Here is a 15,311-nt window from a genome sequence, read left to right as displayed (position 1 = left end):
CTTTATCTTTTTTATAGCAATCTGAACCGCCTGAGCGGTTCAGATAATCTTCTTCAGGACACCGTCCCCCCGTTCCAAACCGCTTTATCCGGCCCGATCAGCGACAGGCTGCCGTCGCGGTCTTCGGCCATCAGGATCATTCCCTGCGATTCAAGTCCCATCATTTTCCGGGGGGCCAGGTTGGCCAGGAACGTTACCTGCTTGCCGATGAGGGCTTCGGGGGCAAAATGTTTGGCAATACCGCTCAGAATCTGGCGCGGGCCGGTGCCATCTTCCACTTTCAGTTTCAGGAGTTTATCACTTTTCGGGACGCGTTCGGCTTCCAGAATGGTTCCGATGCGGATGTCCATTTTGGCAAAATCATCGTATTGGATCGCCGGTTTGGCTTCCGGAATGGTTTTGGTGGCGAGTTCGTTCATGCGTTTGGATTCGTGCAGTTTAGTGATTTGTTGGGCAATCAGATCGTCTTCCAGTTTCTCGAACAGCAAAACCGCTTCGCCCAGAGCGTGGCCGTGGGGCAGCAAATCCGGTTTGCCCGCATTGATCCAGTGAAAAGCCGATCCGACGGCATCTTCCGGCGTAATCTGGTCGGTATTGAGCAGTTTCCGTAATTTTTCGGCGGTAAAAGGCAGAAACGGTTCGCAAACAATACTGAGACTGGCCGAAATCTGTAAAGCAATATTCAAAATGGTATTGACGCGCGGTAAGTCGGTTTTGGCCACTTTCCACGGCTCCGTTTCTGCCAGATATTTGTTTCCCAGCCGCGCCAGATCCATCAGATACGTCAGGGCTTCGCGGAAACGGTATTGCTCGATGGCCTGGCCGATGCGGTCCGGAAACTGGGCCAGTTCGGTCAAAACCGCCTGATCGGTTTCGTTCAAACTGCCTTTGGTCGGCACTTTCCCATCGCAAAATTTCTGCGTCAGCACCACCGCCCGATTCACAAAGTTGCCGAAGATCCCGACCAGTTCGCTGTTGTTGCGGGTCTGAAAATCTTTCCAGGTAAACTCGCTGTCTTTGGTTTCGGGACCATTGGCCGCCAGCACGTAGCGCAGCACATCCTGTTTGCCCGGCAGTTCGTCCAGGTACTCATGCAGCCACACCGCCCAGTTCCGCGAGGTCGAAATCTTGTCGCCCTCCAGGTTCATGAACTCGTTGGCGGGCACATTATCAGCCAGGATGTAACTGCCCTCGTGCATCAGCATCGCCGGGAAAATGATGCAGTGGAACACGATGTTGTCCTTTCCGATGAAATGAACCAGTTTCGTGTCTTTATTGCGCCAGTACAATTCCCAATCTTTCCCCTGCTGTTCGGCCCATTCTTTGGTCATCGAAATGTAGCCAATTGGTGCATCGAACCAGACGTACAGCACCTTGCCGTCGGTATCGGGCAGCGGCACTTTAATGCCCCAGTCGAGATCGCGGGTCATGGCGCGGGGCCGCAGTCCTTCTTTCAACCACGACTGGCACTGGCCCATCACGTTGGTTTTCCACTCTGGATGGCTGTTAACGTATTCCTCGATGCGCGGCTGCATCCGGTCCAGCGGCAGATACCAGTTTTTGGTGGCTTTCAAAACCGGTTTGGCCCCCGACAGCATCGAGCGCAGCGGCTCTTTCAGTTCGGTCGGGCTGAGGGTCGAACCGCAGTTTTCGCACTGGTCCCCATAAGCATTGGGGTTTCCACAGACCGGGCAGACTCCCACGATGTAGCGGTCGGCCAGAAATTGCTTCGCCGTTTCGTCGTAGTACTGCTCGGTAACTTCTTCGGTAAAATGCCCGTTGTGATACAGATTCAGGAAAAATTCCCGCGAAGTTTCGTGGTGAATCGGTTTTGACGTCCGGGAGTACAGGTCGAACGAAATTCCAAAATCTTCAAAAGCGCGTTTGATCTGGACGTAATATTTATCGACCACCTGCTGGGGGGTAATGCCCTCTTTCTGAGCGCGGATGGTAATCGGAACACCGTGTTCGTCGGTGCCGCTGATAAAGGCCACGTCTTTGCCCGTTGCGCGGAGATAACGCACATAAATATCGGCGGGCAGGTAACAACCGGCGATGTGTCCGATGTGAATCGGGCCGTTGGCGTAAATCAGGGCCGCCGTGACGGTATAGCGTTGCGGGTTTTCGAGTGACATGGTATTCGGTTTACGGTTTTTCGTTTACGGTTTACTCCAGAAACAAGAACGGGTTCCTTTGGTAAAATCGCAGACTTGAAAACCTAATTTTGGCGCGAAATTAGCAAATCGGCGGCAAACGTTGTTATGTTTACAAAAATGCTCGTCACCGGGCGGATCTGGATAACACCATGGAAAGCACGAATAATTTCCTGAACTGGGTTGAAATCAAAAACTTCAAGTCGATCAAAGACCTGCGGCTGGACTGCAAGCGGGTCAATGTCTTCATCGGCAAGCCGAATGTGGGAAAATCGAATATTCTGGAAGCGCTGGGGTTGCTGGGGGCGAATTACAGTGATGATAAATATTTAAGCGGAGCGATTCGGTATGAGGATGTGAGAGATTTATTTACAGATAATGATCCTGAGCACCCTATCCAAATAACGACAAACCAACTTTCCGCCGAACTCAAACAGGATAATTACTTCGAAGATCCTACTGAAAAATCTTTTATGCTTACAAGAAGAAGCAATATCGACTCTTCAAGCAACAGAAGTTTTACCATCAAAAACAAAGGTAAGGTAACAACAGTTGGAGCAGGTATATTTTCTAATCGTGGTGAGCGGGATCATTTTGATACATACCGTACAAGTCCTGTTAAAAAGTATGATTTTCTTTCATTGAATACCTTCGATAGTACTTTTAGTCAATACCTCCTTCCGCCAGGAGGGCCAAACTTGTATGAAATAGTAAGGAGAAACAAAGATTTATGGAGCGAGTTTGCGAAGTTGTTTACCGAGCAGCAATTGGAACTCGTTTTATTTGATGCAAAGCAGGAGTTTATTCTACAAAAAAAGGAAGGGCCCTATGTCAAACAATATCCATTCTTCTCAATAGCTGACACCTTCCGGCGGTATATGTTTTATATATCAGCCATTGAGTCTAATAAGGATTCAGTACTTATCTTCGAAGAACCAGAAGTACACTCATTTCCGCCGTATACGCAGTCACTAGCCTACCGAATGATTTACGATGAAGATAACCAATACTTCATTTCAACACACAGCCCTTACATGCTTCATCCATTTATCGCCAAAATGGATTACTCGGATTTGAATGTTTTTATTACGTATTACCATGATTACCAGACAAAAGTAAAAGCGTTGACACAAGAAGAATTCCGTGACATTCTGGACTATAGTACCAATGTGTTTTTCAATCTGAATAAATTTGAGCCTAATGCCTAAGACCGTACTATTATATCCTGAATGTCACGCTGATACGGCCTTAATACGGTTTTTAGTAAAAGATGAAAACCTACTTATACATTCAGCGGGTACGGAAGTGGCAAAAGACATGCAAATAGGCATCCAATCGGCAGATGTAGTAGTCGGAATAATTGATAATGACAAGGTTAAACCACGCTATTTCGATTTGTTTGTAAAGCTAAATGAGCAAAATAAAACCTGCTTCATGCATAAGCCCGACTCGGCTGAATATGTCATTATCATTGATAAAGCCATTGAAAGTTTCCTGATTTGGAATGCGGAGCAAGTAAATCTAGACTTAGCTTTGTACGGTTTTCCCATTAAGCCCAAATTATTGGGAGAAAAGCTAAAAACGCCATCAATCCAAACCGACCCTAACTACCTCCAACTCCTCGCCGACCTCCATACCCGCCAGGCACCCGGTTTCATCACCCTCGAAAACATCCTGAATGACTTCCTCACTCCCTGATATCACCCTCATCACCGGCGCCAACGGCCTTATCGGCAGCCACATCATCCGGCGGTATCTCGACGCAGGCCGAACCGTGGCGGCTCTCCGGCGCGCCAACAGTGATCTGACTTTATTAAATGACATCCGGGACCGCGTCACCTGGCTCGAAGGCGACATTCTCGATATTCCATCGCTGGAAGACGCGCTCCAAACCGTGCAGGCCCGCGGCACGGTCGATGTGGTTCACGTGGCCGCCATGATTTCCTACTCGCCGAAAGACCGCGACCGCATGGACAAAGTCAATGTGGAAGGAACGGCCAATGTGGTCAATCTGTGTCTGGCGAAGCGCGTTCGGAAACTGGGCTACGTCAGTTCGGTGGCTGCCGTCGGCCGACCGACGATCAAAGGCGAGAACACCAACGCAGCGACTGTGATCGATGAAACGCAACGCTGGGAAGAGTCGCCCCAAAACTCCTTTTATGGCCAAACCAAATACCGGGCGGAACTGGAAGTGTGGCGCGGTGTTGCCGAAGGGCTGGATGCGGTGATGGTCAACCCGTCGCTGGTGTTGGGCGAGGGCGACTGGACGCGCAGCAGCACGCAGCTCTTCAAGTATGCCTACGACGAAAAACCGTTCTACCCCGCCGGGATGGTCAATCTGGTCGATGTGCGGGATGTAGCCGAAGCGGTTTTTCAGCTCATGCAGAGCCCCATCACTGCCGAACGGTTTATTCTGAGCGCAAAAAGCCTGTCGTATAAAGAATTTCTGGACAAGATGGCGGATGCGATGGGCAAAAAACGAACGAAATACCGCGTTGCCCCCAAACTCACGCAGTTGCTGTGGCCCGTCGAAGCCATCCGCTCCTGGATCACGGGCAAGCCACCGTTAATTACCCGCGAAACCGCCCGGTCGGCATCGGGAAATTACCAGTACGATGGCCGGAAGATCGAAAAAAGGCTCCCTTTCCGCTACCGCAATACCGACGAAACGATTCACCGGATTTCTGTGTTTTTCAAGCAGAAGCAGTGACCATTGGCCGTGAATCGGATCTAAAATACTGATCGCCAATTCATGCGAAAACCGGCCCAAAACCACTGCCTCCTTTTTTTGCGCGAATAGTTGCGGAATAGATTATTAGTTGTATATTTCTACTACATTTCCACGCTGAATAGTGGTGTATAGTATATACGTAACCCCTGTACGAAGTGAATATGGAGCAAGAGTTTGAGGAAAGAGAAAGCGAAATAAAGGCCTCGATACAGCGATTTGAGAGTATGCTGGACGGCTCCGAAAACCAATTTTTCGATCTGGATGTCTACGAGCAGATGGTCGAACATTACATGGAAGAAGGCGACCTCGAAAAGGCCATGAAAGCCTGCGAAGCCGGACTCGGAAATTTCCCCTACTCGCTGGAATTGATGCTGGATAAAGCCCAGTTGCTGGCTACAAACGGAAAATACGAGCAAGCCCTGGGTCTGCTGGATCGAGCCGCCCTGTATAATCCCAGCGACCCGGACATTCAATACATGCAGGGAACGATCAGCAACCTCGCCGGGAATTTCGAACAATCGGTTGAGATTTTGAGTGATCTGCTGGAAACCGCCGACGAAAAAGACGACATCTATTTTCAGATTGGGCAAACCTATCAGAATTGGGGAAAATACGAGCAGGCCATCGAGCATTATAAAACATCAATTAACCACAACATTAACAACGAAAATTCCCTGTACGAACTGGCATTTTGCCTGGATTTGATCGGGGAACTGGAAAACAGTCTGGATTATTACCAGCAGCTCATCGACCGCGACCCCTACTCGCACAACGCCTGGTATAACATTGGTATTGCCTACAGCAAACTGAGCCGGTATAAAGACGCGGCCGAAGCGTATGACTACGCGACGATTATCAAAGAAGATTTTGCGTCGGCGTATTTCAATCTCGGCAATACGTACATGAACCTTGGCGAGTTTGTGAAGGCGGAAGAAGCCTACCGCAGTACGCTGAAGTACGAGGAAGCTACGCCCGAAACCTATTGTTACCTGGGTGCCAGTCTGGAGAAACAAAACCGCTACGGAGAAGCCATTACGCGCTACCGCGACGCCGTTCATCTCGATAGTTTATGGGATGAGGGCTACTACGGGATTGGCGTTTGTCTGAGTGAATTGGGCAAATGGCACGAATCCATTCCGTTTTTGCGGAAAGCCCTGAAATTGAACGAGAAAAATGCCGAATACTGGCTCGCTCTGGCCGAAACCGAATACAAGCTGGGCAATGGCATATCGAGTCTCGAAGCATTTGAGAAAGCCGTGGAAGCCGATCCGGCCAACGTCGATGTGTATCTGCAATGGTCGCTCGTGATGTTCGATCAGGGGGATTTCACCCGCGCCCACGAAATCATTGAGATGGGCATCGAGGAACTGCCGCAGGAAGCGGATTTGTACTACCGGGCCGTGATTTACCTCATTCATGCCGGTATGTACCGCGAAGCACTCGTCAGTCTGGAAGCGGCTTTAACGCTCAACTACGACCAGCACGTTCTGTTGTTCGATTTCTTTCCGGAACTGGAAAAACAGAAAGCCCTCTACAAGATTATCGAGCAGTACCGTAAAAATTAATTTGGCGCATTCCGCCGTAAAAGCCGCCCTTTTTAGAGTGGCTTTTTTTACGGGCATAGTTTTTGCAATCGACTCGTAAACCCAATACAGACTCAACGTTATGCAGAAAACGTTATTTTCCCTCTTGTTTCTCAGTTTAGTAGTCGGATTTGCCAGTATCCAACCCGCCGTTGCCCAAAATCGACTCAAGAAAATCACCTACCCCGATGGCACAATCCGGCAGTTTTTTTACGATGCCGACGGCAAACTCAGTAAAGAAGAACTTACCCGCGAACAGGCACCACTCAGTCAGTTTCAGCACAGTTACGGCACCGGCGGCAAACTGACCACCTATTCGATGCGGTACCAAACGCCCGAAACGCCCTGGAATTACGGCTATTCTGAACAGTATAACTACAGCAGGGAAGGACGCCTGAATTCGAAACAACGCTACCTGCTCCGCAAAGGAATTTCGCTGGATAAACCCGAAAAATCGCTCTTTTTTACGGACTCCCTGATCTACAACGCCACCGGTCAGATTGTGGGTCGCCAGCGGTATACCTACCCGCCCCGGGGTGAAATGGCCGGGCGCTCACCGGTTACGCTAACCACCAATCAATACCGCTACGATGCCAATGGCAACCTGGTCGAAGAAACCGTGACAACCACCCCCCTGCAACGGAACGCAGCCGCGACCACCACCACCCGCCGGATCGTGTACGAATACGACAATAAACCGAATCCGTATTGCCTGGCCGAATGCCCGATTTTCGACCAGATGAGCTGGTCGAAAAACAACTGCATTCGGGCCTCTACATATCAGGTGGAAGCAGGGACACAGGCCAAACCAACGGTTAGCGAATACCGTTACGTTTACGACAACAACCTACCGGTCAGACGGTTACTGGCCGAAAACTCTACCCTTCTGGAGCAGTACGAATACGAAACCTATTGATTCGACGGCCCGGCGGCCTCACTGGCGCGTTTTTTCAGGTCGTAGGTGTGGGGCGGAAAAAGCATCAGCACCTCATTTTCGCCGAAGGCTTTTTTGACGGCAATAATGGCTTCACTCAGGGCTTTGGTGGCGTCGACTTTCGTCGGATCGATCCAGAACCAGACCAGAAACTGGATCATTTCGAGCGAAACGCCCTTGTAGTGCATTTCAACCGGTTTGTCTTTCCGGATAAACGGCAGGGCTTTCACGGCGCTGATCGCCACCCGCTGGGCTTTGCTTAAATCATCGAGGTGCGACACCCCTGCCGTCAGTTCGATCCGCCGTTCGCCGGTGCGGGAGAAGTTGGTGATGGGTTTCTGAAAAATATCCTTGCTTGGGATTTCGATGATTTGCCCGGCCGAATTGTCCAGCACAATCGAACGCAGTTTGATGCGGACCACTTTCCCCAGAAAACCATTGGTCTCCACCACGTCGCCAACTTCAATCGGTCGCTGAAGGGCAATGATCGTTCCCGAAATAAAGTTGGCCGTCAGGTCCTGAAACGCAAAACCGATGGCCAGCGCCAGCACGCCGGCCCCCGCCAGCAACGACGCCACGGTTTTTTCGAGACCCAGAATGTCCAGCGCAATGAACAAACCCAGCGTCATGACGACCAATTGGGCGACGGTTCCGGTCAGGTTAATGAGCGACAGATTATCGCTAAACCGGTCGAAAGCCCGTACCACCAAGCTGCGGAAATACCGGGATACAAAATTAAAAACGACAATGACCAGCAGCGCCACCACCAGATTCGGTACATACAGGACGGCGGTTTTGGCCCAGCCTTCCAGACGCTCGAAAATGAGTCGCGCTACCTCTCCTACATTCAGCATAGCAATAGACAAAGTGTACTAGGGTAGAAACCGTTACCGAAGCGGATGTGTTTCAATGAACTTACGTAGGCAGTCGCTGCATCAGTTGCTCCGTCCGGATTCCGTAGGCACACTGGAAATGGCCCAGCGGACATTTTTTGCGCCCGTGAAGTCCGCAGGGACGGCAGTCGAGAATTTCCTCGATCTCGATCTGGTGCGAATCGTCGGCCAGCGGCCCAAAACCGAACTGCGGAATGGTTGAACAGAAAATGGCCGTTGTCGGGGCATTCACCGCCGACGCCAGATGCAGGGGGGCCGAATCGTTGACGTAATTCATCAACGCCCCTTTCATCAAAGCCGCCGATTCCAGAAACGACAGTTTCCCGGAAAGATTCATCACCCGTTCGCTACCGACACCCTGCCGAATCCGCTCCACGGCTTCGGAGTCCGACGGAGCGCCCAGCAAATACACCGTCAGCGAAGGCGGTAATTGCCGCAGAAAGTCCATCCATTTTTCTTCCGGATATTGTTTCGTAAACCAGACCGATGTCGGTGCCAGGCAAATGTAAGGTTTAGCCTGGTACGGTTTTACGCGCTCAAAATCGCCGGTCGATGGATACAACTTTGGCTTCAGTGCGGCATGATTCGTAAACCAGCTAACCAGTTCCGTATTGCGGTTGATCTCGTGAATATCAGGCGCAATCCGATGATCGATACCATAAGTAAAAAAGCGGGAAAACGGATTTTTCTCAAACCCAACGGTTTCTTCGGCCCCCGACAGTGCCGTTAGCAGCCCCGTTGCACCGAAACGTTGCAGGTTAATCACCTTGTCGTAGCGACGGGGGCGAATGAGCCGGATCAATCGCAGCAAGTCCCGGTATTTACCGTTCTTTTTGTCCCAAATCAGTACGTCGTTCAAGTACGGATTATTTTTCAATAAGCCTTCGTTCCCCTTCCGAAGCAAAAAGTCGATGGTGGCGTCAGGAAAATGGAAATGGAGTTTTTCGACCAGCGACGTCGCCAGAATGACGTCGCCAATGAAAGCGGTTTGGACAATAAGAAACCGGGGCGGTTGATTCATTTATCAAATTTCAGGATGGCCTTTACCTCTCGTCAAGTTAAGCAGTTCAATATTAGATTAAAAACCCCTGATTCCAAAAACCGGAGATCGGATTCTGTCCATTTGTGTACATCCGCTGTCCGTTTCTGGACAAGTTCTCCTTCAGCCCGCCATTAAAACCGGCTCTATTGCAACCAGAAAGGCATTCTGGCAGTTTGGCAAGGCATTTGTTTAGCAAATAACAAGGAAATACAAAAAACCATGGGAAGACCATATCTGGGCGAATTTGAAGAACTGGTTTTACTCACCGTTGCGGTGCTGGACGGAAGTGCGTATGGCGTGACGATTGCGGCTGAACTAAAGCAGCGTACGGATCGCGTCATCAGCCTGAGCGGTGTTCACATCGCCCTGTACCGCCTGGAAGAAAAAGGATTCGTAAGCTCCGAACTGGGTGGTGCCACGGCCGCGCGGGGTGGCCGCCGAAAGCGGTTATTTGGCATCACAGCAGCCGGCAAACAAACCTTGAGCGAGATGCGGCAGGTACGCAACGACCTCTGGGAATCCATTCCAAACCCGTCCTGGTCGAACGCATGAACACTCTCCAACCACCCGCCTGGGCCGACCGTTTGCTGAAGGGATTGTGTCCCCCCGCTTTGCAGGAAGAACTCCTGGGTGATCTGCACGAGCAGTTTGCCGATCAGGTCGCCGAGTTTGGCGTCCGGAAAGCCCGTCGGCTGTACACGTTGGAAGTGATCAAATTCTGCCGACCGTATTTTCTGAAACGACGAACGGCCCATTTCATCAAACCGTCTGCCGATCCGGTTTCAAAAACCGCTCACCGATACCCGTTACGTGACGAATGCCAACCTTTTTTTCTGCAACCAGACATGCTCCGTAATTATTTAAAAATCGCCTTTCGCAACCTTTGGAAAAGCAAAGGATACGCAGCCATCAACGTGGTGGGCCTCTCGGTGGCCTTCTGCATCTGCGTTTTTCTGTTCCTGACGTCCTATCTACAGTTGACCTACGACTCCTTTCATCAGGATGGCGACCGGATTTTCAAGACCTATCTATTCTCGAATGATCCGGAAAAAGCGACGCGCAGTGCCAACATGCCGTTGCCCTTTGTGCCAGCTCTGAAAGCCGACTATCCCGAACTGGAAGCCGCAACCCGGATTATGAGCGGCCGGAAAAGCCTGGTAGAAGCGAAAGGCAAGTATTTCGACAAGTTGCTGTTGCACACCGACCAGGATTTTCTAAAAATCTTTTCATTTCCCCTCCTCAAAGGAAACCGGGAAATCGCGCTTCGCAACCTGAGCAGCATCGTCCTCAGCGAGAACATGGCGACGGCCATTTTTGGCACCGAAAACCCGATGGGAAAAACCGTGCTGGTGGGCCGCGACGCCGATCAGAAGCAGTATGTCGTCACCGGCGTCATCGGCGATGCCCCCTACAACAATTCGTCGATTCAGTACGATGCCCTGGTCCGAATCGAAAATGCGCCGAACTATCAGAATAACAAAGAACAGTGGAATGGCCATTTTTATACGGTTTACCTAAAATTGCCGCCCCAGGTCGATCAGGCTACGTTCGAAAACCGCCTGAAACCATTTGCCCAAAAATACTTCGCCGGTGCGCTGAAAGACCTCAAAGAGAAAAAAGCCCAGCCCGATCAACGGGGTGATTTGTTTGCCATCCGATTGCAGCAGCTTTCCAAGGTGCATTTTGACCGGGAAATATCCGGCGGAAAAGGTACCCCGATCGCCATTGTTTATACGCTGCTGGGAATGGCCTTTTTTATCCTGCTGATTGCCTGCATCAATTTTATTAACCTGAGCATCGCCCGGGCGTTTACCCGCGCCCGGGAAGTTGGCGTCCGGAAATCGTTGGGAGCGCTCAAAAACCAGCTTTTTGTCCAGATCTGGGGCGAATCGACCCTGCTTTGTCTGGTGGGTTTTTTAGCGGGTATACTCCTCACCTACCTGCTGATGCCGCAGTTCAACGCCACGTTCGATGCCCGACTGAAACTGGAATACATGCTCAAACCCGGTTTTTTGGGCCTGATTCTCGGCGTATTTGTTCTCGTTACCTTCGTGGCCGGTGGCTATCCGGCCTGGCAAATGGCGAAGTTCAACGCCGTGGAAGTGCTGAAAGGCAAACTGTCGATGAAACGGCCGGGCGTTTTACGCAACTCGCTGATCGTTACCCAATTTGCGATGTCGTGTTTGCTGGCCTGCTGCACCATCATTGCCGCCCAGCAGGTCGATCATCTGCGCACCCGGCCCCTCGGTTTTGAAAAAGAACAGGTCATCAGCATTCCGGTCGGCAATCAGGTGGACGGTCGGCAAGTGCTCGGGCGGTTGCGGAACAAGCTGGCAACCGATCCTGCGGTACTGGCCGTAACGGGCACGAGCGTCAACATCGGTCGCGGGCGCGATCGGGTCAGTTCACGCACCTCCGCCGGATTTAAATACAAGGGAAGAGATGTCGCTACGGATATCCTGCTGGTCGATTACGATTACTTGAAGACCCTGAATATTAAACCGGTAGCTGGCCGTGACTTTAGCCGCTCCTATTCGACAGATTCGGTAAACCGGATTATTATTACCGAGAGCATGGCCAAAATGCTGGGCGAACCCAAACCGGTTGGTCTGTTTATGGGTGAAGATGAAGATACGACGGGCGCCAAATCGGAAATTATCGGCGTCATTCCGGATTTCCATTTGTATTCGTTAGCCGATGAAAACCGCCCCATTACGATGCACCTTTCTCATTCGGAAACCATCCACTACATCTTTATCCGCGTCACTCCGCAAAGTCTGGCGGGCTCGATGGAGAAGCTGAAAGCCGTCTGGCAGGAAGTGGCTCCGCAATCGGAATTTATGGGCACGTTCATGGATGAAAATGTTGACGCGTGGTACCAGAACGAAGAACAGATGGCAAAAATCTGTAGCCTGGCGGCTGGCATTGCCATTTTGTTGTCCTGCCTGGGTCTGTTTGCCGTGGCAATGATGGTGATCGAACAGCGAACGAAAGAAATCGGCATCCGGAAAGTGATGGGCGCCAGCATTCCAAACCTCATTGTGGTGCTTTCGCGAGACTTTGTCAAGCTGGTGTTGGTGGCCCTGCTGATTGCCCTTCCGATTGCCTGGTTTCTGATGAATGCCTGGCTCGACAATTACCGGGAGCGCATTCAGATCAGCTTCTGGGTGTTGGCCGGTGTTGGCCTGTCCGCCATCCTGATTGCGCTGGCGACGGTCAGTTTTCAGACCATTAAAGCTGCGCTGGTGAATCCGGTAAAAAGTTTACGCAGTGAATAAAACCAAACAACAGATTCTATGAAACTCCTTTTGATCAGCCTGTTCCTAACCATCAGCACGGTCGCCATGGCCCAATCTTCGCTGCGAATGCGCATTAGCGACGACGAGAAAACGCTCTCGATCCGGATCGATGGCACCCGGAACGGACGCAAAATCCATTTCAACCGGGCATTCGATGTGTCGGACATGAGTGCATTGCGCAAGGAATTGCTCAAATACCGGGTCTTCACGTCCCTCGAATTGTCGCCACCGCTGCATGAAATGCCGTGGGTTATTCTCTCGATTTTGGGAGTCGTGGTCTTATTTTTCACGGGATTAGTCCTCCGGTTCCGGCCGGTAAAACCGGCGCGGCTTCGATCGGTGTAAACATAATTGGCCATCCCTACGGGATTCGTTTGAATTCGACAATTCCTCTTCCAGCGGGTTAAAACCCACTGCTACAAGATGATTCATCCCTACGGGATTTATATGGATTCGATAATCCCGTAGGGATGAAACATCTTGTAGACCCCGGTTTCAACCGGGGGTAGAGAACGAAAGAAACAGAACCAAAATCCCGTAGGGATGAATCATCTTGTAGACCCCCGGTTTCAACCGTATAAACCGGAAATAGGACCATTCACCGGCCTTTTAGCGTGTATTGAATCGACGCGACACCTTGCACCGGTTTTCTGCCAACTCCCGGCACGTACACGGTATTGTTCAATAAATCCGGTTTCCCGAAAACATACGCATTGGCCTGAATGCCCAAATCCAACGTTAAACGCGAAGCGAGATTAGTCCTGAATCCACCTGTAATGCCGGCACTCAACCTATCGTTTTCTTGGGTAGCGGCACTTTCAAGGGGATAACAAGGCGCCACAATGCATTCAATTACCTGATAGTTCGTGCCAGACTGTTTGAAGTAGCTCTCCGTTAACTGCACACCCAGAAACATCCGAAACTTCCTGTTTGGATTTAGAAAAGCTCTTCCCCCTACCCGTAAATAAGCACCACTCGATTTCCCTTCCCAATATTGCCATTCAAAATCATTTTTATTTTTCTGGTAATGGCGAGGAAAAGTATAGCCCCCCTGAAAGTAGAAGTCATAGTTCGGACTGTTCGTCCAGGTCGCGTTCACTTCTACGGTTTTATCGAATAACGGCACCACATTCACCCCAATCTGGGAACGAATCCGTTGCGCAAGCAACCCATGACTGAAAGCGAGCAAACCGAGCAACAGCAGGTAGATTGTCTTCATCGTTGTATTGGGATGAACTATTCTTTGACTAAATTTAGTTTTTAATTCTGTACCTGCAACTGCACACGCAGCAAACAACCGCCGGTATGGCTGATTATCAGACCCTACGCATTCCAAAAGGGTTGGAAAAGAATGGAAGATTACGAAGTATACACCTTACCGAACGGAATCCGGATTGTTCATAAACAAGTACCGCATACCCAAATTGCCCATTGCGGCATCATGCTCGACATCGGCAGCCGCGACGAATTGCCCCAACAGGAGGGCCTGGCCCACTTCTGGGAACACATGGCGTTCAAAGGGACCAAAAAGCGCAAATCCTTTCACATCATCAACCGGCTCGAAACCGTGGGTGGTGAGTTGAATGCCTACACGACCAAGGAGAAAGTCTGCTTTCACGCGTCGGTTTTGGGGTTACATTTCGAAAAAGCCACAGAACTGCTGGCCGACATTGCCTTCCATTCGGTGTTTCCCGAAAAACAGATCGAAAAAGAACGAAGTGTGATTCTGGAAGAAATGGCGATGTATTACGACTCGCCCGAAGATGCGCTCCAGGACGATTTCGACCAGGTGGTTTTCAAGAATCACCCGCTGGGCGGCAACATCCTCGGCACGCCCGAAACCGTCAAATCTTTTACGCGGGACCAACTCCAGTCGTTTATCGTAGAAAATCTCGATACCGAACGGGTTGTTTTTTCGTCGGTCAGCAACCTGCCGTTCAGCAAGGTCAAAAAGATTGCTTCCAAATACCTGATCGATATTCCGCACCGCACCTCAGAGCGGAAACGGTTGGCCCCGGAAAGCTACGAACCGCAGCGGGTGACGGTGGAGCGACCCATCACGCAGGCCCAGTGCGCCATTGGCCGCCCGTCGTATGCCCTGGCCGATCCCCGCCGGTTGCCGTTTTTCATGCTGGTCAATCTGCTCGGCGGACCCGGCATGAACTCCCGGCTGAATATGAACCTGCGCGAAAAATACGGGCTGGTCTATTCCATCGAAGCCAGCTACACACCCTTTCTGGATACCGGTTTTCTGGGAATTTACTTCGGCACCGACCAAAAACACCTCGACCGCAGCAGCGCACTCATCACCCGCGAGCTGAAAGCCCTGCGCGAAAAACCGCTCACCAAACTGCAACTGCACAACACGAAAGAGCAGTTGATGGGCCAGTTGGCCATGTCGGAAGAAAGCAACCAGAGCTTTATGCTCACAATGGGAAAAAGCATTCTGGACACGGGCAAACTGGACTCACTGGAGGAGATTTTCAAGGAAATCCGGGAAGTCGATGCCGGTTTGATGCAGGACCTGGCCAACGAGATGTTCGACGAAAGCCAATTGAGCTACCTCACCTTTGTGCCGGAGCCGGAGGAAGACGAGTAACGACCGCACTTCCCGTTCGCTCCTATAAAGATGCCATGATAAAATAGGAGCGGCTCATTCCCGTTAACAGAATAGTC

Annotated in this window: 13 protein-coding genes; 9 read left to right on the top strand and 4 right to left on the bottom strand. The window is 50.9% G+C overall.

Annotation, left to right across the window (positions count from 1 at the left end):
- Nucleotides 1–53: 53 nt before the first annotated feature.
- The gene (metG, locus tag ACS5NO_RS03410; RefSeq protein WP_439413839.1) at nucleotides 54–2,135 is read right to left on the bottom strand and encodes a methionine--tRNA ligase; all 2,082 of its coding nucleotides are present in this window, start codon (nucleotides 2,133–2,135) and stop codon (nucleotides 54–56) included.
- 170 nt (nucleotides 2,136–2,305) lie between these two features.
- Here metG and ACS5NO_RS03405 point away from each other — a divergent pair, with 170 nt between their 5' ends.
- From ACS5NO_RS03405 to ACS5NO_RS03385, 5 genes are all read left to right on the top strand, one after another.
- The gene (locus ACS5NO_RS03405; protein WP_439413838.1) at nucleotides 2,306–3,361 is read left to right on the top strand and encodes an AAA family ATPase; all 1,056 of its coding nucleotides are present in this window, start codon (nucleotides 2,306–2,308) and stop codon (nucleotides 3,359–3,361) included.
- A complete protein-coding gene (locus ACS5NO_RS03400) occupies nucleotides 3,354–3,851 on the top strand; it encodes a hypothetical protein (protein WP_439413837.1) in 498 nt (165 codons plus the stop codon). Before ACS5NO_RS03405 ends, ACS5NO_RS03400 begins: the two co-directional genes overlap by 8 nt.
- Nucleotides 3,832–4,863, top strand: a complete 1,032-nt coding sequence (locus ACS5NO_RS03395) for an SDR family NAD(P)-dependent oxidoreductase (protein WP_439413836.1) — start codon at nucleotides 3,832–3,834, stop codon at nucleotides 4,861–4,863. Before ACS5NO_RS03400 ends, ACS5NO_RS03395 begins: the two co-directional genes overlap by 20 nt.
- Nucleotides 4,864–5,045: 182 nt before the next feature.
- On the top strand, nucleotides 5,046–6,449 hold the full coding sequence (locus ACS5NO_RS03390; protein ID WP_439413835.1) for a tetratricopeptide repeat protein: 1,404 nt from the start codon (nucleotides 5,046–5,048) through the stop codon (nucleotides 6,447–6,449).
- Between the two features lie 100 nt (nucleotides 6,450–6,549).
- Nucleotides 6,550–7,383 carry a hypothetical protein gene (locus tag ACS5NO_RS03385; RefSeq protein WP_439413834.1) on the top strand — a complete coding sequence of 278 codons (834 nt, stop codon included), beginning with the start codon at nucleotides 6,550–6,552 and terminating at the stop codon, nucleotides 7,381–7,383.
- Here ACS5NO_RS03385 and ACS5NO_RS03380 read toward each other — a convergent pair.
- The gene (locus tag ACS5NO_RS03380) at nucleotides 7,377–8,255 is read right to left on the bottom strand and encodes a mechanosensitive ion channel family protein (RefSeq protein ID WP_439413833.1); all 879 of its coding nucleotides are present in this window, start codon (nucleotides 8,253–8,255) and stop codon (nucleotides 7,377–7,379) included. The two genes, ACS5NO_RS03385 and ACS5NO_RS03380, sit on opposite strands and share 7 nt — an antisense overlap.
- Nucleotides 8,256–8,316: 61 nt before the next feature.
- Nucleotides 8,317–9,315 (bottom strand): glycosyltransferase family 9 protein, encoded by a 999-nt coding sequence (locus ACS5NO_RS03375; protein ID WP_439413832.1) that lies wholly within the window; start codon nucleotides 9,313–9,315, stop codon nucleotides 8,317–8,319.
- A 240-nt stretch (nucleotides 9,316–9,555) separates the two neighbouring features.
- On the opposite strand from ACS5NO_RS03375, the gene ACS5NO_RS03370 reads away from it, so the two are divergent.
- From ACS5NO_RS03370 to ACS5NO_RS03360, 3 genes are read left to right on the top strand one after another with little or no spacing between them, the layout of a single operon-like run.
- Nucleotides 9,556–9,888 (top strand): PadR family transcriptional regulator, encoded by a 333-nt coding sequence (locus tag ACS5NO_RS03370; RefSeq protein ID WP_439413831.1) that lies wholly within the window; start codon nucleotides 9,556–9,558, stop codon nucleotides 9,886–9,888.
- Nucleotides 9,885–12,614: an FtsX-like permease family protein gene (locus tag ACS5NO_RS03365; protein WP_439413830.1), complete on the top strand. Its 2,730-nt coding sequence runs from the start codon at nucleotides 9,885–9,887 to the stop codon at nucleotides 12,612–12,614. Before ACS5NO_RS03370 ends, ACS5NO_RS03365 begins: the two co-directional genes overlap by 4 nt.
- An 18-nt stretch (nucleotides 12,615–12,632) precedes the next feature.
- Nucleotides 12,633–12,980, top strand: coding sequence for a hypothetical protein (locus ACS5NO_RS03360; RefSeq protein WP_439413829.1), 348 nt, complete (start codon nucleotides 12,633–12,635; stop codon nucleotides 12,978–12,980).
- A gap of 253 nt (nucleotides 12,981–13,233) precedes the next feature.
- On the opposite strand, the gene ACS5NO_RS03355 is transcribed toward ACS5NO_RS03360, so the two are convergent.
- Nucleotides 13,234–13,854, bottom strand: coding sequence for a hypothetical protein (locus ACS5NO_RS03355; protein WP_439413828.1), 621 nt, complete (start codon nucleotides 13,852–13,854; stop codon nucleotides 13,234–13,236).
- A 132-nt stretch (nucleotides 13,855–13,986) separates the two neighbouring features.
- Between ACS5NO_RS03355 and ACS5NO_RS03350 the strand changes: the two genes are divergently transcribed.
- Complete coding sequence (locus tag ACS5NO_RS03350; RefSeq protein WP_439413827.1) at nucleotides 13,987–15,234, top strand: M16 family metallopeptidase; 1,248 nt, start codon at nucleotides 13,987–13,989, stop codon at nucleotides 15,232–15,234.
- Nucleotides 15,235–15,311: the final 77 nt, after the last annotated feature.

Origin of the sequence: Larkinella fluvii (assembly GCF_051857545.1) — a bacterium.
In the GTDB taxonomy this organism is placed as follows: Bacteria; Bacteroidota; Bacteroidia; order Cytophagales; family Spirosomataceae; genus Larkinella.
The sequence above is the reverse complement of the archived record's forward strand: the minus strand, read 5'-3'. Positions and strand labels throughout refer to the sequence as shown.